Raw genomic sequence first — 17,700 nt, 5'->3', positions numbered from 1 at the left:
GCCAGCCGCTGCCAATGTGGCGGTGCAGATGATCAAGGGTGAAAAGCCTGAGGCCAAGACGACGCTCTACAATACGCCGTCTCAGCTCTTCATCCCCGCTGTCGTGACGGCGGAGAACATCAAGGCCGAAATCTTCGACAAGAAGATCCAGACGCCCGAGCAGATCTGCACCGGCGAATATGCCGAAGGCTGCAAGAAGCTTGGCATTACCAACTAAACGCGCTTGAGTGAGCTCCGGCCGCGCTTGTCGCGGCCGGATGCCCCTGTGGCAAGAAGGGCTGCCCATGACTAGGGACGTGAAGGATATGCCGGAGAAGGGTCAGACGATCCTCCGGTTGAGCAATATTTCCAAGAATTTCGGCGCGGTGTCGGCGCTGACCGATATCGAACTGGATGTGAAGGCCGGTGAGGTCGTGGCGCTGGTCGGCGATAACGGTGCCGGCAAGTCGACGCTGATCAAGGTTCTTGCCGGCGTGCATCAGCCATCGTCGGGGACGATCGAATTCTGCGGCCACAATGTCACGCTCGATAGTCCCGGCAAGGCGCTGGAGCTCGGCATTGCAACCGTCTTCCAGGACCTGGCGCTCTGTGAGAATCTCGACGTCGTCGCCAATCTCTTCCTCGGCCATGAAATGTCCCCCTGGAGCCTCGATGAGGTTGCCATGGAGGTGCGTGCCTGGACGTTGCTCAGAGAACTTGCCGCCCGTATCCCCTCGGTACGCGAGCCGATTGCCTCGCTTTCAGGCGGCCAGCGCCAGACGGTTGCCATCGCCCGCTCGCTGCTGCTCGATCCGAAGATCATCATGCTCGACGAGCCGACGGCGGCTCTCGGTGTCGCCCAGACCGCGGAAGTGCTGAACCTGATCGAGCGTGTGCGCGAACGTGGCCTCGGCGTCATCATCATCAGCCACAATATGGAAGACGTGCGCGCCGTGGCAGACCGCATTGTCGTGTTGCGCCTCGGGCGCAACAATGGCGTCTTCACGCCCGATTCATCCAACCAGGAACTCGTTGCCGCGATTACAGGCGCCACCGAAAACGCCGTCTCCCGGCGGATCGAGCGCAAGACCGGTGCTGCGCACGAAACCAGCGGGAGGCCCGCATGAGCCAGAAGATGTCAGAGACTATCCGCCAGCCGGCTGCGCTTGACCGAAGCGACGAGCGCGTGCGCCACGACGACAACATTACGGGCATGATCAAGGCCTTCTTCGACCGCGTACGCTCGGGCGATCTTGGCATGCTGCCGGTCTTCGTCGGCCTGATCGTCATCTCCACGGTCTTCTCGCTGCTCAATCCGGTGTTTCTGGCGCCGAACAACCTCGTCAACCTGCTGTTCGACTGCGCCACCGTCGGGGTGATCTCGCTCGGCATCGTCTGCGTGCTGATGCTCGGCGAAATCGACCTTTCTGTCGGCTCGATGAGCGGCCTTTCCTCCGCCATTCTCGGCGTGCTCTGGGTCAATATGGGCTGGCCGATCCCGCTGGCGATCCTGGTTGCGATTGCCGCCGGCATCGTCGTCGGTGCGCTCTACGCGGTGCTCTATAACAGGCTCGGGATGCCAAGCTTCGTTGCGACGCTTGCGGGCCTGCTCGCGCTTCTCGGCATGCAGCTTTATATTCTCGGGCCGACAGGCAGCATCAATCTGCCCTATGCCTCGCCGCTCGTCCGTTTCGGCCAGATCCTCGTCATGCCCGATTGGCTTTCCTATCTGCTGGCCCTGTTGCCGGGTGTTACCCTTGTCGTCAACGAAATGCGCAAGCGCCGCCAGCGGCAGGCCTCCAACCTCTCCTCGCCACCAGTCGGTGCACTCGCCATCAAGGCGATCGTGCTGACGGCCGCTCTCGAATTTGCCGTCTACTATCTCAATCTCGGCCGTGGCGTGCCGTGGATGTTCGGCCTTTTCGTCGCAATCGCCGTTGTCCTAAATTATGCGCTGACGCGCACCAAATGGGGACGCTCCATGTTTGCCGTCGGCGGCAATCGCGAGGCGGCGCGTCGCGCCGGCATCAATGTGCGCCGCATCTATCTCAGCGCCTTCGTGCTCTGCTCGACGCTTGCCACCATCGGCGGCATTCTCTCGGCCTCACGGCTTGCCTCCTCCAGCCAGCAGGCCGGCACCGGCGACGTGAACCTCAATGCCATTGCGGCGGCGGTCATCGGCGGTACCAGCCTGTTCGGTGGCCGTGGCAGCGCCTATTCGGCTCTCCTCGGCATCATCGTCATCCAGGCGATTTCCAATGGGCTTACGCTGCTCAATCTCAGCTCGTCGCTGCGCTACATGATCACCGGTGCTGTTCTCGCCATCGCCGTCATCGTCGATTCGCTTGCCCGCCGGTCCCGTGTCAGCCATGGCCGCGCCTGACCCGTATTCTCAAGGAGTATTTGCATGACTGATCTCATGAAGGGCAAGGTTGCCGCCATCACCGGTGCGGCGTCGGGCATCGGGCTGGAATGCGCCCGCACTCTCCATGCCGAAGGCGCAACCGTCGTGCTCGTCGATCGTGCCAAGGACAGGCTCGAGGCCCTCTGCAAGGAGATCGGCGAGGGCGCCCTGCCGCTTGTCGCCGATCTTCTCGATGGCCCGCAGGTCTCCGGCATGCTGCCGCGCATTCTGGAATTGGCCGGCCGGCTCGATATCTTCCACGCCAATGCCGGCGCCTATATTGGCGGCCCTGTCGCCGACGGCGACCCGGATGCCTGGGACCGCATGCTGAACCTCAACATCAATGCGGCCTTCCGCTCGGTCCATGCGGTGCTGCCGCATATGATCGCTCAGAAGTCCGGGGATATCCTGTTTACGAGTTCGATCGCCGGCGTCGTGCCCGTCGTCTGGGAGCCGATCTATACGGCCTCGAAATTTGCCGTTCAGGCCTTCGTCCACTCGACCCGCCGCCAGGTCGCCCAGCATGGCGTGCGCGTCGGCGCAGTGCTGCCCGGACCGGTTGTCACCGCGCTCCTGGATGACTGGCCGAAAGCCAAGATGGAAGAGGCGCTGGCCAATGGCAGCCTGATGCAGCCGAAGGAAGTGGCCGATGCCGTGCTCTTCATGCTGTCACGGCCGCGCAACGTCACTGTCCGCGATCTGGTGATCCTGCCGAACAGCGTCGACCTCTGAGGTTGACAGGTCCGGTTGCGGATTGCTCTAGAGCAATTCCAGCAAGAATGCGTAGCCGTCTTGCGTCCGCAATCGCCTGAAAACAAAGAAATAGAGCGTTTCCGCGATTCGAGGAAAGATGGAAATGCTCTGGAACCCTGATACTGCCGATTTGAACGAGAGATCATGAGCGACACTTCACACACGCCATCAGCGGGTGCCAAACATGTCATCGGCGTCGATGTCGGCACCGGCAGCGCCCGCGCCGGCCTCTTCAACCTCGATGGCCTGATGCTCGCATCCGCCAAGCGGGATATCACGCTGTTTTATGAAGCCGGCTCCATCGTCGAACAGTCGAGTACGGAAATCTGGACGGCCGTCTGCGCTTGCGTGCGCGAGGTCGTTGCCGCAAGCGGTATCGATCCGGCTTCGGTCGTGGGCCTGGGTTTTGACGCCACCTGTTCGCTCGTCGTGCTCGGCGAGGCCGGCCGGCCGCTGCCTGTCGGTCCCTCGGAAGACCCGAACCGGGATATCATCGTCTGGATGGACCATCGCGCCGTCCCGCAGGCGGAGCGTATCAACGCGCTCGGCCACGAGGTGCTGCGCTATGTCGGTGGTCGTATCTCACCCGAGATGGAAACGCCGAAGCTGCTCTGGCTGAAGGAAAGGCGGCCGCAGGTCTTCGATGCCGCCTGGCAATTCTTCGATTTGGCGGATTTCCTGACATGGCGGGCGACCGGCGGTCTTGCGCGTTCCACCTGCACGGTCACCTGCAAATGGACCTATCTTGCCCATGAAAAGCGCTGGGATGCGACCTACTTTCATCAGATCGGTCTCGGCGTCTTGGCCGACGAAGGTTTTGCCCGCATCGGCCAGTCGATCGTCGAGCCCGGCTCGCCGCTCGGTCAGGGCCTGACAGCGGCCGCCGCCGGTGAATTCGGCCTCGTTCCGGGAACGGCTGTCGCCGCGGGGCTGATCGATGCCCATGCTGGCGGCATCGGAACCGTTGGTATCGGCGCCGGTCCACAGGCCAATCTCGGCTATGTTTTCGGCACGTCGTCCTGCACCATGACATCAACCGTCGAACCGGCCTTCGTGCCGGGCGTCTGGGGTCCCTATTATTCGGCCATGGTGCCGGGCATGTGGTTGAACGAGGGTGGCCAGAGTGCTGCAGGTGCGGCGATCGATCAGCTCTTGTCCTTCCATCCCGCCGCCGGCGAGGCAAAGGAGTTGGCGAAGCGCAACGGCGTTCCACTGCCGGTCCTTCTGGCGGACATGGCTGCGCAAAAGACAGGGCACTCTTCGAATGCCGTCAAACTCGTCGCAGGCCTGCATGTCGTTCCCGAATTCCTCGGCAATCGCGCGCCCTTCGCCGATCCGCACGCCCGCGCCGTGATTGCCGGTCTCGACATGGAGAGGGGTCTCGACAGTCTGGTCTCGCTCTATGTCGCAGGCCTCTGCGGCATCGGCTATGGCCTGAGACAAATCATCGACACGCAGGCTGACGCCGGCGTCACCATCGAGAACATCGTCATCAGTGGGGGTGCTGGCCAGCACGATTTCGTCCGTCAGATGCTTGCCGATGCGAGCGGCAAGCCGGTAATCGCGACGAAGGCGGAGGAACCCGTCCTGCTGGGTGCTGCGATCCTCGGTGTCGTTGCCGGCGGGCTGTTTAGCGATATGCGTGAAGCAATGACGAAACTCTCGGCCGCGGAAGAGACCTACAAGCCGGCACAAGGCGCGATCGCTGATCTTCACGCAAAGCGTTACGAGGGCTTCAAGCAGCTTCAGGGGCTGACGCGTGAGTTGCGGACATTCTGAACGGCCGTCTCCTCAATCGCCAGTGCCTCACGGCCAGGCGGCAAAGGATGGGGCGAGGCCGTTCTGCGACTGCGCGGCGATCTTGCGCCGGTAGGCGCCGGGCGGTTCGCCGACACGGCTCTTGAAGAAGCGGCTGAAATAGCCCGGATCGCGAAAGCCGAGTCCGAAGCCGATCTGCTCGACGGATTGCTCCGATTGTCCAAGCCGCAGCTTTGCTTCGGCGACTAACCTTTCATGGATCAGTTCCATCGGGCTTCGTCCGGTGCCGGAAATGCAGGCCCGATGCAGGTGGTCATAGGTGATGCCCATGGCGCGGGCGATATCGGTGATCGCCGGCTGTTCGCGGAAACGCAATTCGACGATCTGCCTGAACCGCTGCAAGGTGGTCGCCCCGGTGCCTGACGTCTTCGTCGGCGCCGATGCCCCTGAAGCCCGCCATATCAGCAGGAGCAGCACGGAAAAATAGGCGCCGACAAGCGCTGTTCCGCCGGGTCCGTGGTCCCGTGCCTCTTGCGTCATGACCTCGAAGGCACGGCTGATATCGCCCGCATGTCTCGCCAGATTTTCGTTTTGAGCCACGACAACGCGCTCGATCATGTCGTGCAACTGCACGGCGGCCGCGCTGTCGCCGACCGTCCTGTGGACAAAGTCATCAGCTGCCGAGAGCATCGCCCCCTCGCTGCCGGCGGCAAGAACGAAAGCCCCCGAAATCCGTCGCGGCAGCCAAAGTGCCGCAGGTGCCGAAAGCGTAAGCCCCGCCTGTCCATCGATGAACAGGCTCGCTCTGCCCCGCGAGACGAAAAAGGCCTGATAGACGGGACGGCTGCCGTGGGCGTCAAGGCTCCAGGTCTGGCTGCCGAGGCCGGCGGAAATCATCGATGCACTGACCGACAAGGCCGGCATATCGAGCAACTTTTCCGCCATCATGCACTCCGGGCGCGCAACCGGCCAGGCAATCACATGCCGAGCGGGAACCTGAAAAATTTGCGGAAAAGTACAATAAACTGCCAGGAAAATCCATTCATTTCACCGATGGATTGGTTCCTACTGGATCCTGAGGAGCGCCTGAATTCAGGCGATATGGGTGAGGATCTTCCAATGAAAGACGTCGATCTCCCGGTGTGACCGTGGGATTTGCATGAGCCCCGGCGGGTGCCGGAAACCAGCAGACATCATCGCGCCAGCCCTTTGGGAGGGAAATCAGGCGCATATCTGAAAGAGAACGAGATGGTTGACCTGATGCTTCTCATTGGCGGCCGTGCCATGCCGGCTTCGAATGGTGCCACTTTCGAGCGGCTGAACCCGATTACCGGTCAGATTGCGACGAAGGCGGCCGCGGGAACGCTGGAAGATGCGCATGCAGCGGTTGCAGCTGCTGCCGCGGCCTTTCCGGCCTGGTCGGCGTTGGCGCCGACAGAACGGCGCAAGCGCCTTTCGAAGGCAGCCGACCTCTTGGATTCCCGCACCGGCGAATTCATCGCCGCCATGGCCGAGGAAACGGGCGCAACAGCCGCCTGGGCGGGCTTCAACGTCTATCTCGCCGCCAATATGCTGCGTGAAGCCGCTGCCATGTGTACCCAGATCACCGGCGAAGTGATCCCGTCGGACAAGCCCGGCCTGTTGGCGATGGCCGTGCGCCAGCCGGCCGGTGTCGTCCTTGGCATTGCACCCTGGAACGCGCCCGTCATTCTCGGCGTGCGCGCTGTCGCCCTGCCGCTTGCCTGCGGCAACACTGTCGTCCTCAAGGCGTCCGAGCTTTGCCCGAAGACGCATCATCTGATCGGCGAGACTTTGCGGGAGGCGGGCCTCGGCGACGGTGTCGTCAATGTGCTCACCAATGCGCCCGCCGATGCTGCATCCATCGTCGAAAAGCTAATTGCCCACCCGGCGGTGCGCCGTGTCAATTTCACCGGTTCGACCCGCGTCGGCCGGATCATCGCCGAAATCTCCGCCCGCCATTTGAAACCCGTGCTGCTGGAGCTTGGCGGCAAGGCGCCCTTCGTCGTGCTCGATGATGCCGATATTGGCGAATCCGTGAAAGCCGCTGCCTTCGGTGCCTTCATGAACCAGGGGCAGATCTGCATGTCGACCGAAAGGATCGTCATCGACGAGGCGGTGGCCGACGAGTTTGCCGATCAGTTCGCCCGCAAGGCCTCGACGCTTGTTGCCGGCGATCCGCGCCAGAGCAATTCGCCGCTCGGCTCGATGATCGGCCTCGATGCGGTTGAACGCGTCAACGGCTTGATCGAGGATGCGGTGTCCAAGGGCGCCCGCCTGCTTGCCGGAGGCCGTGCCATCGGGACCCTGATGGACGCCACGGTGCTTGACCACGTGACGCCATCGATGCGGATCTATGGAGAGGAAAGCTTCGGTCCGGTTGCCTGCATGGTGCGCGTGCGCGGTATCGATGAGGCGGTCCGCGTTGCCAATGATACGGAATATGGCCTGTCCGCTGCCGTCTTCGGAAAGGATGCGGCCCGCGCCATGGAGGTCGCAAGACGGATTGAAAGCGGCATCTGCCATGTGAACGGCCCGACCGTGCATGACGAGGCGCAAATGCCCTTCGGCGGCGTGAAAGCCTCCGGTTATGGCCGCTTTGGCGGCAAAGCCGGCATCAACGAATTCACCGACCTCAGGTGGATGACGGTGGCATCGCAGCCCGGCCACTATCCGATCTGACATTGGCCGGTCTGGCAGGCCTCAGATGCGATGGCACACCGTCACGAAATCCGTACGCGGAATGTAGCGGTATTCGACAGTCATATCCGTGCAATCGAGATGCCGGCGCTGCACGTAGCGTGCACGAATGACCGGCTTCGGTCGATGCTTGGCGACATGGGCTCGTTCATAACCTTGGATCATGTCGGCAGATAGGGCAGGGCCTGTCCAAATGGCGGTCACGACCAAGGTCAGTAACGATATCAGTAAGGCGCGCATGCGGTCTCCTTCCTCAGAAATATGGGTGGACGCGGCATGTGCGCGTCCACCCCTCGGGCTCAGTGTGTGGTTAGTCTTGCTTCTGCTGCCGCCGCGAGAAAATCTTCCCTTGCCGTTTCCAGGCTAACGCGTCCCTCGACGGCGCCTTTGCAGGCATTGCTTGCCCTGACGAATTTCGCTCCCGTGCGCCGCGGCCACATGTCGTGGAGATAGATGAGTGCGTCGAACGGGCCTCTGACGGTCCGGGATCCGGCATTGTCGAACTCGATTTCGACCGGCTCGCTCCATTTTGCATTTGGCATCTGTTTTTCCTCCTCCTGTCGCGAGCGCCAAAACGTTGCGGAGCAGAATTTGTTCCCGCGCCAGAGGCCGGTTGGTTAATCGCGGCTTTAACGACCCGGCGGAGACCAACGATTGGGCCCGAAACGCCTGGTTTCTCACAGATTCCTTTGATCTTTCGTCATACTAAAACTGATTTTTGGATATTAAACAAAATACTTGATTAAAAAAACTTCTCAGAATAGCTTGCTCAAAAATCAAATTCAATAAACGAGGAACATCAATGCGGGCTAAAGCGACCCTGAACAGGGAATTTACCATCTCGACCGTCGACAAGCGCGTCTATGGCTCCTTCTTGGAGCATATGGGCCGTGCCGTTTACACCGGCATTTATGAGCCGGGTCACGAAAAAGCTGATAAGGACGGATTCCGTACCGACGTTCTTGATATGGTGCGCGATCTCGATATGCCGATCGTCCGCTATCCGGGCGGCAATTTCGTTTCGGCCTATCATTGGGAGGACGGCATCGGCCCGCGCGACCAGCGTCCGACGCGTCTCGATCTTGCCTGGCGGACCCGCGAGACCAACCAGATGGGCGTCAACGAATTCGCCGACTGGTCGAAGCTCGCCAAGACCGAGATGATGCTCGCCATGAACCTCGGTTCGCGCGGCCTGAACGACGCGCGCAATTTCCTGGAATATTGCAACCACCCGGGCGGCACCTACTGGAGCGACCTGCGCGCCAAGCACGGATACAAGGACCCGCACAATGTCCGCATCTGGTGCCTCGGCAATGAGATGGACGGCCCCTGGCAGGTCGGTCACAAGACCGCAACGGAATATGGTCTGCTTGCCAACGAAGTCAGCAAGGCCTTCAAATATTTCGACAAGACGCTCGAAACCGTGGTCTGCGGCTCGTCGAACGACAAGATGAAGACCTATCCCGAATGGGAGGCACAGGTTCTCGATGCGAGCTATGACAGCGTCGATTACATCTCGCTGCACAAATATTTCGGCAACGAGGAAAACGACACGCTGAACTACTATGCCAAGGCGATCGAACTCGACCGCTACATCGTCACGATCGGCGGCGTCATCGATTACATAAAGGCGAAGAAGCGCTCCAAGCGTGACGTGAAGATCTGCTTCGACGAATGGAACGTCTGGTATCACGATCGCAAGGAAGACGATCAGCGCTACAAGAACTGGGACTGGCCGGAAGCACCGCCGCTGCTCGAAGAGCTTTACAATCTCGAGGATGCGATCTTCGTCGCCTCGCTGATCAACGTCTTCATCCGCCGCTCCGACCGCGTCAAGATTGCCTGCATGGCGCAGCTCGTCAACGTCATCGCCCCGATCCTGACGAAGGCCGGGGGCCCGGCCTGGCGCCAGTCGATCTACTATCCGCTGCAGTTCGCATCGAAGTATGGCCGCGGCACGGCGCTGACGGTCTCGGCCTCCGGCCCGACCTATGATTGCGACGTGGCGCAGGACGTTCCCTATCTCGATCTTTCAGCCGTGCTGCAGGAGGATGGCAAGGGCATCGCGCTCTTTGCGGTCAACCGCAGCCTCGATGAGGCGATCGATCTCGATGTCGCCCTGCAGGGCTTCAAGGGCGCCAAGATCGTCCAGCATCACACGATGGCGGGCGACGACCTGAAGGCGCGCAACTCCGTCGAGGATCAAAACCGCATCGTGCCGAAGGCAGGATACGGCCTCCAGGTCACCGATGAGGGCAGACTCACCGGATCGCTGCCGGCGAAATCCTATCACTTCATCCTGCTGTCCGTCGCCTCGGCGTGAGCTGATTGCCATCGGGGCAGCGGAGGAGGCTGCCCCGTCTGGAGTGCCCATCGGGAGGATATATGTCTGGGATAAAACTGACTGAGGTCAGGAAGTCGTTCGGGTCCTTCGCAGTCATCCACGGCGTCGATATCGAGATCGAGCAGGGTGAGTTTGCCGTTTTCGTCGGCCCTTCCGGCTGCGGAAAATCGACGCTGCTGAGGATGATTGCGGGGCTCGAGGAAACGAGTAGCGGGCAGATCAGCATCGAAAATGAAGATGTCACGTACAAGGAAGCATCGAAGCGCGGCGTCGCCATGGTCTTCCAGTCCTACGCGCTCTATCCGCATCTTTCCGTCTTCGAAAACATGGCCTTCAGCCTGTCGATCGCCAAACGTCCGAAGGCGGAGATTCAAGAGAAGGTGAAGGCTGCCGCCGATATCCTTCGTCTTGGCGATTATCTCCAGCATAAGCCGAGCCAGCTTTCCGGCGGCCAGCGCCAGCGCGTGGCGATCGGCCGTGCCATCGTACGCGAGCCGCGCGTCTTCCTGTTCGACGAGCCGCTGTCCAATCTCGATGCCGAATTGCGCGTGAAAATGCGCATGGAGATCGCCCGCCTGCACCGGCAGATCGGAGCAACCATGGTCTACGTCACTCATGACCAGGTCGAGGCGATGACGCTTGCCGACAAGATCGTCGTCTTGAAGGAGGGCATCGTCCAGCAGGTCGGCGCACCCCTGGAGCTCTATCGCGATCCGCAGAACATGTTCGTTGCCGGCTTCATCGGATCGCCGGGCATGAACTTCCTGAAGGCCAAGGTCATCGGCGCCGGACAGGGCTCTGCCCGCGTCGAGCTCGATGACGCTCCGGGCCAGGCTTTCGAGCTGCCGACACGTACGCCGGTCGCCGAAGGCGCTGCCATCAATATCGGCGTCCGGCCCGAGCATATCGGGCTTGGCGCTGGCGATGGAGGCCTGACGCTGCCTGTCACCGCCGAGTTTACCGAAGAGCTTGGCGGCACCGGATATCTTCATGTGATGACCGCAAGCAATGCGGAAATGACGGTCGAGTGCCGCGAAAGCCGGCCTCAGCCGAAGGAGAAGATCAGCCTCTCTCTGAGAGTGCCTGAGATGCTGGCTTTCGACGCCGAAGGCAGAAGGCTCAGCTGATTGAAAGGAATCCGGATCGGATCCGGAGACCGGAAAGGAATACACGAGATCTAATCGCGCGCCTTTGGAGGAGGCCCACGACAAGAGCCGCCCCGTGCACCGGGGAGACCTTAACCCATGCTTTAGAGGAGGAACAAACGTGAGAAAGCTCTTGAAACTTGCCGTCTCGGCGGCCATCGCATTGCTGCCCTCGGCAGCCGCATTCGCGCAGACGGACATTACCTGGTGGGATTTCTTAAGCGGCGGCGACGGCGTGCGCATGAAGGCGCTCATCAAGGAATTCAACGACACTCATCCCGACATCAAGATCAATGCCACGACGCTCGAATGGGGCGTGCCCTTCTACACCAAGGTGCAAACGTCTGCTGCCGTCGGCCAGCAGCCTGACATCATGACCTATCACATGTCCCGCTATCCGCTGGCTGTTCCGACCGGCATCCTTCGTCCCTTCACCGATGAGGAACTGGCTTCCGCCGGCATCAAGAAGGAAAACTATGTCGATGCGGCCTGGAAGCAGGCGACCTTCGACAACAAGGTCTACGGCATTCCCTTCGACGTCCACTCGATCGTTCTCTATTACAACAAGAACATCCTGAAGGAAGCCGGCCTGCTCGGCGACGACGGCCTGCCGAAGGGTCTAGACGGTCTCGACAATTTCAATGCTGCGCTCGACAAGATCAAGGCGGCGGGCAAGGTGGAATATCCGCTGTCGCTGCACACGGATGAAGGCGGCTCCATGTGGCGCGTCTTCTATACGCTGCTCTCTCAGCAGGGCGCCAAGTTTATCGACGGTGACCAGATCCTGCCCGGCGATGCCGGAGTAAAGGCGCTGAAGACCATGGCGAACTGGGTCTCCTCAGGCTATTCGCCGAAGCTGATTTCCTATGAAGCCTCGATCGCGCTCTTCACCTCGGGCAAGGCTGCGATGCACGTCAACGGCGTCTGGGAAGTACCGACGATGACCGACCTCGCAAAGAAGGGTGAGCTCGGCTTCGAATGGGGGGCTGTCGAAATCCCGAACCTGTTGGGCACGCAGGCCACCTGGGCGGATTCGCATTCCTTCGCCGTTCCAAACAGCGAGAGCAAGCCGATCACGCCTGAAAAGCTGAAGGCCGTGCTGCAGATCATCGCCTGGATGAACGAGCACAGCATCTCCTGGGCAAGTGCTGGCCATATTCCCGCTTACAAGCCGGTGACTGACAGCAAGGAATTCAAGGAAATGCAGCCGAACGCCACCTATGCAAAGCTTGCCGATACTGCCGTCTTCGACCCGGTCTCCAAGCTCGCAGGCGTTGCCGGCCCGATCTACGAGGCAACCCAGAACTTCGTGGTTCCCGCCCTCAACGGTCAGCTCGATCCGGAAGATGCGATCGAACAGATGCGCGACGAGCTACAGAGCCAGCAGTGAGAAGATGCCGGCCGGAGCCTGTCTCCGGCCGGCCCTTAGTCCAGGGAGATGATCTGTGGTCAATACTGAAAAGCGACGCAAGACGCTGACGGCGATCGTCATGATCGCGCCGTTCCTGATCGCCTATGCGACCGTCTTTGCCTATCCGGTCTACAAGATGTTCGCCTTGAGCTTTACCGACGCGCCGCTCGTCGGCGAGGGGCAATGGGTGGGCTTCGACAATTATGTGAAGCTCTTCCACCAGAAGCTCTTCTACACTTCGGTCTGGAACACCGGCTATTTCGTCGTGCTGACGGTTATCCCGAACACGCTGATCGGCCTCGGGCTGGCGCTGATGGTCGTGCGCCTGAAAGGCCGGGTGCAGAGCCTGGTGCTCGTGCTCTTCTTCATCCCCTATATTCTTCCGGTCTCCGTTGTCACCCAGATCTGGAAATGGGTGCTCGACCAGCAATTCGGGATCGCGCAATTCATCATCGAAGCCTTCACCGGTTCGCGGGTCAGTGTCTTCCGTGATCCGATCTGGGCGATGCCGATGGTGGCGCTCGTGACCGTCTGGTGGACCAACGGCTTCAACCTGCTGCTCTTCATCGCCGGCTTGCGCAACATTCCCCACGACTATTACGAGGCGGCGATGCTCGATGGCGCAACGCGATGGCAATGCTTCAAGCGCATCACCTGGCCGCTGATCTGGCCGGTGACCGCGCTGGTGCTGACATTGCAGCTCATCCTGCAGCTCAAGATCTTCGACCAGGTCTATCTCTTGACCGAGGGCGGACCGTTCAATTCCACCTATGTGCTCTTGCAGCTCGTCTATCGCGAGGCCTTCCGATCGAACCATGGCGGTCTCGGCTCTGCCGTCGCGGTGATCCTGTTCGTCATCATCGTCGTCGTTTCGGTGCTGCAATATCAGCTCCTGCGTGTCAGGGAGCGCTGAGATGCCCGGCAAGACAATCGGCAACGCGCTGCTTCTGATCCTCACGCTGGTGATCGCCTGCACCTGGGCTTTCCCGATCTATTGGGCGATCGTGACGTCCATCAAGCCGGAACAGGATGTGGTCAACAAGACAACCCTTTTCCCTGACGTCTTCAATTTCTCGGCCTATTACTACGCACTCTTCGAGACGAAGCTTTCGACGTGGTATTTGAATTCCATCGTCACCTCGGTGGGCGTGACCGTCGTCGTCATCTTCATCAGCGTCATGTGCGCCTATGCGCTGTCGCAGATCGTCTTTCCCGGCCGCAAGCTTCTCTACGGCATCATCCTGGCGAGCTTCATGGTGCCTTCGCAGGCGCTCGTCATTTCGCAGTTCGTGCTGATGCACAAGCTGAACCTGATCAATACCTGGGGCGGCATCATCCTGCCGCAGCTGATCGTTCCCGTGGTCGTCATCGTCTACAAACAGTTCTTCGATTCCGTGCCGAAGGAACTGCGCGAGGCGGCAAAACTCGATGGCTGCGGCGAATTCCAGATCCTGTTCAAGCTCTATCTGCCGCTGAACTGGGGGATTACCACAGCACTTGCCATCATCACCTACATCATGGCGTGGAATGCCTTCCTCTGGCCGTTCCTCGTGACCAACTCCGACGACATGATGACGATCACGGTCGGCATTACCCAGACGAGAGATGCGTTCGGCGTCAAATATGCACGCGATATGGCGGTTGCCATCCTGGCCGCCATGCCGGTCGCCGTCGCCTACTTGCTGTTCCAGAAACGCGTAACGCAGGCCCTGATGCTGTCATCAGGCATCAAGGGGTAGGCGCATGAGAGACTTTTCCGGGCCGAGGTGAGAAGGCCCTGCCGGTCCGCGAGAGCTCTCCCGAGGCGCGGACCGGCGCCCACGAAAAAGAGCGGCGACATGGGACATGACGCCGTGATATCAGCTGAAACGAGCAAGAAAGACTGGAGAACCAGTATTAAAGCATGGAGACGAAACTTCTAACGGTTGATCCGATGAGGGACGTTGATGTCGTCCAGGCTCTCGGCTCTCCGACGCGTATCGAAATCCTCAACCTGCTGCGCCAGAAGGGGCCGCTGAATGTCAACGACATTGCAGCGCAGATGCGCTTGCCGCAATCGACGACGGCAACCAATCTGAAGTCGCTCGAGCAGGCCGGCCTCATCCAGACCCAGACGATGAAGGCGACGAAGGGAAATCAGAAGGTCTGCTCCAGCATCTACGATGAAATCCTGATCCGCTTCGATACCAACGGCACCAAGGCGAGCGAGGATGTGGTCACCGTCAGCATGCCGATCGGCCTCTTCACCGAATTCGACGTGGGAGCGCCTTGCGGGCTCTGTTCGGTCAACAACGTCATCGGCATGCTCGACGTGCAGGAGGTCTTCCTCGATCCGCAGCGCATGCAGGCGGCATTGCTCTGGTTTACCCGCGGTTATGTCGAATACAAGTTTCCCAACAACGCCAAGGTCTCCGGCAAGAAGATCCGCAAGGTGGAATTCTCGGCCGAACTGAGCTCCGAGACGCCGGCCACGAATGCCAACTGGCCTTCCGACATTTCGATCTGGGTGAATGGCATAAAGGCCGGGCACTGGACCTCGCCCGGCGATTTCGGCGACCGCCGCGGCATGTATTCGCCCTCCTGGTGGAAGCTGTCCGGCTCGCAATACGGCAAGCTCAAGACGTGGACGATCGACGAGACCGGCACCTGGATCGATGGCGCGATGGTTTCGACCCAGACCATCGCCTCGCTGCGCATAGCCGATCACCATTCGATCCGCTTTCGCATCGGCATCGACGAAAAGGCCGACAATCCAGGTGGTATGAACCTCTTCGGCAAGGGGTTTGGTGATTTCGACCAGGATCTGGTCATGTCGATCTATTTCTGACGGACAACGATTGCGCAACTGTTTGCGGCGCAATTGACAGCCTATCTACGCTCTCGATGGCTACCCTTAATCTCTTTTAACCAGCCATACACTTTATTCGTGAGTGCGATGCAGGTTATCTCGACGCTCGCGATACTGTTCCTGAAAAGGGACAGGAAAATCCGCCAGGGCTTGCACAGCGGCCCTCGGTGACCGTCATTTAAAAGAGGAAATAAATTGAGCATTTCAAGCGATAGAATTTCCTGGGAAGAGATGATCGAGGCCAAGGCTTTCATTGATATGGCCAGGATCACGCCCCAGCCCTTTAAAGACAGCGTCGGGTTTACCTGCATGCCGGTGGGCAACGGCTGCGCCATTTCGCTGCCCACGGCTCCTGCCATTGGGCTCAATCGCATTTTTGCTTTGAATGACAGAGACGAACTCAATCTCGCATTCGAATGGATGAAGACCAAAACAGGCAGGCGGCATGTCCAGATCCGCGAAACCTCTGCCGCCAACGAGCTGCGTGGCTGGATACTGGATCAGGGACTGGTCGAAAACGGTGCCTGGATGAAACTCACGCGGCCTGCCCCATCCGCTCCGCTTGCAATCGAAGGACCTGTGCGGACGCGCTTGGCCGCTATCGATGACGCGCCGATTTTCGGCAGGCTGATGTGCGCAGGTTTTGGTTTTCCGACGGAGCTCGAGCCGTTGTGGTCATGCCTGGTCGGCAAGAAAGGCTGGGCCTGCTTGATTGCGGAATTGGAGGGAACGGCGATCGGAACCGGCGCGATGTTCATCGAGGACGGATGCGCCTGGCTGGGAGGCGGAACGACACATGCTGAGTACCGGAACCGCGGCGCGCAAAAGGCGCTAATCAATGCTCGATTGAACAAGGGTCTCGCGCAGGGTGTTTCTCTCTTCGCTGTGGAGACGGCCGAACCTCAGGACGGTCAACCGAACATCTCCTTCGCCAACCTGACGAAGGCAGGCTTCAATCCATCCTATATCCGCAAGAACTATCTCCTGCCGAGTTAAGCTCTTCCCATCGGTGCGGATTGCCGCACCGATGCCATATCCCGTGACTAGATCGGAACAGGCTCGTGAAGCGGCCGCACTGGAGAAGGAAACGAGATGCAGTTGAACGGCGAATTGAACCCGAACGATCCCGAATTCTTTGAACTTCTCACTGGGAGCTTCCGGCGCCTTGTCGGTCGAGACCTTCTCCCGAGGGATCGGGGGCCTGAGTGGCTCTACGGCGATGCTCCATTTGTGGTCCTTGCACACAATACCGCGCCCGATCCCGTCTTTGTCTATGCCAATGGCGCAGCACAGAGGCGGTTCGGGTATAGCTGGAGCGAGTTCGTAAAGCTGCAATCCCGGTTGTCCGCTGGCCCAAGCGAGCGGTCAGAGCGTCAGGCCGTGCTCGATGCGGTGGCACGAAACGGGTTTATGGCCGGCTATCGTGGCTTGCGGGTCACGAAGTCGGGGAGCCGTTTCTGGATGGAAGACGGAATAGTCTGGCAGCTCCGGAACGCAGAAGGACAGGATTTCGGCCAGGCGGCGACATTCTCGCAGTGGGCCGAGGAACCGCCTCACAGTTCCAACGGCGCATGATCCTGATCATACGTGTCCGCTTAAGCGATCGCACAATAGGGAAGAGCCCACCATGTCATGGACGGGAGTGCTAAGAGCCCGATAACGACTACTATGAGAGCATGCGGGGAAACATTTCCGTGGAGCCGGACGGCATCCACGTTGGATCTTTTTGCGAATTCCAGAACCTTCGCGAGCAGGCGGCAAGAATCCAGGAACAGCGACTGAAAGGGAAGTAAATACGAATTGGTGGTTTGAACGCTGAAGCCGTTGGTTCGTACCCCTTCAAGGTGTCCATTACTCTAGTCAGACTCAGCTGATTTCATTATGGAGTACGGATCGGCGCCGATTGCTCTGATGACCTTTTCGAACTCTGCTGCGTCGAGGCGCCTTCTACCCAGCTGAAATTTTGAAACGCACGTCTGGCGCTGGCCGATCCGCTGGCCCAACTCGGCTTGGGTAACATTCCCGGCTTTTCAGCCGGCATCAGCCGAAGCTGAGACGTTGAGCCGCTATTGAGGCGAGAACCGACAAGATAGTTGACAGTAAAAGAATGCCAGATGTTGCGAACAGCGAGCCTGTCGCGCCTGGCTCGTGCACAATTCCAGCAACATGACTGATGAGAGAGGCAAATGCTGCCGCCATCGCGATTACGGTTGCCGCACTGAGGAAGATAACGACGGCTACCAAGCCATCCAGCAAGACTTCAATAAAGGGGTTTCCATCGTTCACGATTGAACCTCCACGCCCGCTGCGTATATGTCGCCACGCATCCTCCACGAAAAA

Annotated in this window: 17 protein-coding genes and 1 pseudogene; 14 read left to right on the top strand and 4 right to left on the bottom strand. The window is 59.9% G+C overall.

What is annotated here, in order from left to right:
* The 5 genes and pseudogenes from PMI11_RS17925 to PMI11_RS17905 all read left to right on the top strand — a co-directional run.
* Positions 1 to 217, top strand: a pseudogene (locus tag PMI11_RS17925) (ABC transporter substrate-binding protein); the annotation flags it as partial.
* A 67-nt stretch (positions 218 to 284) separates the two neighbouring features.
* A complete protein-coding gene (locus tag PMI11_RS17920; RefSeq protein ID WP_007819649.1) occupies positions 285 to 1,106 on the top strand; it encodes an ATP-binding cassette domain-containing protein in 822 nt (273 codons plus the stop codon).
* Positions 1,103 to 2,362, top strand: coding sequence for a sugar ABC transporter permease (locus PMI11_RS17915; protein WP_007819645.1), 1,260 nt, complete (start codon positions 1,103 to 1,105; stop codon positions 2,360 to 2,362). Before PMI11_RS17920 ends, PMI11_RS17915 begins: the two co-directional genes overlap by 4 nt.
* Before the next feature lie 24 nt (positions 2,363 to 2,386).
* Positions 2,387 to 3,115 (top strand): SDR family oxidoreductase, encoded by a 729-nt coding sequence (locus tag PMI11_RS17910; RefSeq protein WP_007819643.1) that lies wholly within the window; start codon positions 2,387 to 2,389, stop codon positions 3,113 to 3,115.
* A gap of 165 nt (positions 3,116 to 3,280) precedes the next feature.
* Positions 3,281 to 4,915 (top strand): FGGY-family carbohydrate kinase, encoded by a 1,635-nt coding sequence (locus PMI11_RS17905; protein ID WP_007819641.1) that lies wholly within the window; start codon positions 3,281 to 3,283, stop codon positions 4,913 to 4,915.
* A gap of 27 nt (positions 4,916 to 4,942) precedes the next feature.
* Here the strand turns inward: PMI11_RS17905 and PMI11_RS17900 are convergent, their stop codons facing one another.
* Positions 4,943 to 5,842, bottom strand: coding sequence for a helix-turn-helix domain-containing protein (locus PMI11_RS17900; RefSeq protein ID WP_244430603.1), 900 nt, complete (start codon positions 5,840 to 5,842; stop codon positions 4,943 to 4,945).
* 300 nt (positions 5,843 to 6,142) lie between these two features.
* Between PMI11_RS17900 and PMI11_RS17895 the strand changes: the two genes are divergently transcribed.
* The gene (locus PMI11_RS17895; protein WP_007819636.1) at positions 6,143 to 7,594 is read left to right on the top strand and encodes an aldehyde dehydrogenase; all 1,452 of its coding nucleotides are present in this window, start codon (positions 6,143 to 6,145) and stop codon (positions 7,592 to 7,594) included.
* A gap of 21 nt (positions 7,595 to 7,615) precedes the next feature.
* Here PMI11_RS17895 and PMI11_RS17890 read toward each other — a convergent pair whose 3' ends face one another.
* Both PMI11_RS17890 and PMI11_RS17885 read right to left on the bottom strand, forming a co-directional pair.
* The gene (locus PMI11_RS17890; RefSeq protein ID WP_007819634.1) at positions 7,616 to 7,852 is read right to left on the bottom strand and encodes a hypothetical protein; all 237 of its coding nucleotides are present in this window, start codon (positions 7,850 to 7,852) and stop codon (positions 7,616 to 7,618) included.
* Between the two features lie 59 nt (positions 7,853 to 7,911).
* Entirely contained in the window at positions 7,912 to 8,154 is a 243-nt protein-coding gene (locus PMI11_RS17885; RefSeq protein WP_007819632.1) for a DUF982 domain-containing protein, read from the bottom strand.
* Between the two features lie 260 nt (positions 8,155 to 8,414).
* Here PMI11_RS17885 and PMI11_RS17880 point away from each other — a divergent pair, with 260 nt between their 5' ends.
* From PMI11_RS17880 to PMI11_RS17845, 8 genes are all read left to right on the top strand, one after another.
* A complete protein-coding gene (locus PMI11_RS17880) occupies positions 8,415 to 9,935 on the top strand; it encodes an arabinosylfuranosidase ArfA (protein WP_007819630.1) in 1,521 nt (506 codons plus the stop codon).
* A gap of 62 nt (positions 9,936 to 9,997) precedes the next feature.
* Positions 9,998 to 11,083, top strand: a complete 1,086-nt coding sequence (ugpC, locus tag PMI11_RS17875; protein WP_007819627.1) for an ABC transporter ATP-binding protein — start codon at positions 9,998 to 10,000, stop codon at positions 11,081 to 11,083.
* A 139-nt stretch (positions 11,084 to 11,222) separates the two neighbouring features.
* A complete protein-coding gene (locus PMI11_RS17870; RefSeq protein ID WP_007819626.1) occupies positions 11,223 to 12,491 on the top strand; it encodes an ABC transporter substrate-binding protein in 1,269 nt (422 codons plus the stop codon).
* A gap of 100 nt (positions 12,492 to 12,591) precedes the next feature.
* A complete protein-coding gene (locus PMI11_RS17865) occupies positions 12,592 to 13,425 on the top strand; it encodes a carbohydrate ABC transporter permease (RefSeq protein WP_051034602.1) in 834 nt (277 codons plus the stop codon).
* A 1-nt stretch (position 13,426) separates the two neighbouring features.
* The gene (locus PMI11_RS17860; protein ID WP_007819621.1) at positions 13,427 to 14,251 is read left to right on the top strand and encodes a carbohydrate ABC transporter permease; all 825 of its coding nucleotides are present in this window, start codon (positions 13,427 to 13,429) and stop codon (positions 14,249 to 14,251) included.
* A 164-nt stretch (positions 14,252 to 14,415) separates the two neighbouring features.
* Positions 14,416 to 15,339 (top strand): ArsR/SmtB family transcription factor, encoded by a 924-nt coding sequence (locus PMI11_RS17855; protein ID WP_007819619.1) that lies wholly within the window; start codon positions 14,416 to 14,418, stop codon positions 15,337 to 15,339.
* 252 nt (positions 15,340 to 15,591) lie between these two features.
* The gene (locus tag PMI11_RS17850) at positions 15,592 to 16,356 is read left to right on the top strand and encodes a GNAT family N-acetyltransferase (protein WP_063826308.1); all 765 of its coding nucleotides are present in this window, start codon (positions 15,592 to 15,594) and stop codon (positions 16,354 to 16,356) included.
* 96 nt (positions 16,357 to 16,452) lie between these two features.
* Entirely contained in the window at positions 16,453 to 16,935 is a 483-nt protein-coding gene (locus tag PMI11_RS17845; RefSeq protein WP_007819615.1) for an MEKHLA domain-containing protein, read from the top strand.
* Between the two features lie 465 nt (positions 16,936 to 17,400).
* On the opposite strand, the gene PMI11_RS17840 is transcribed toward PMI11_RS17845, so the two are convergent.
* Complete coding sequence (locus PMI11_RS17840) at positions 17,401 to 17,646, bottom strand: hypothetical protein (protein ID WP_007819613.1); 246 nt, start codon at positions 17,644 to 17,646, stop codon at positions 17,401 to 17,403.
* Positions 17,647 to 17,700: the final 54 nt, after the last annotated feature.

It is taken from the genome of Rhizobium sp. CF142 (genome assembly GCF_000281145.1).
Lineage (GTDB): Bacteria > Pseudomonadota > Alphaproteobacteria > Rhizobiales > Rhizobiaceae > Rhizobium.
This window is presented reverse-complemented; position numbering and strand designations above follow the sequence as displayed.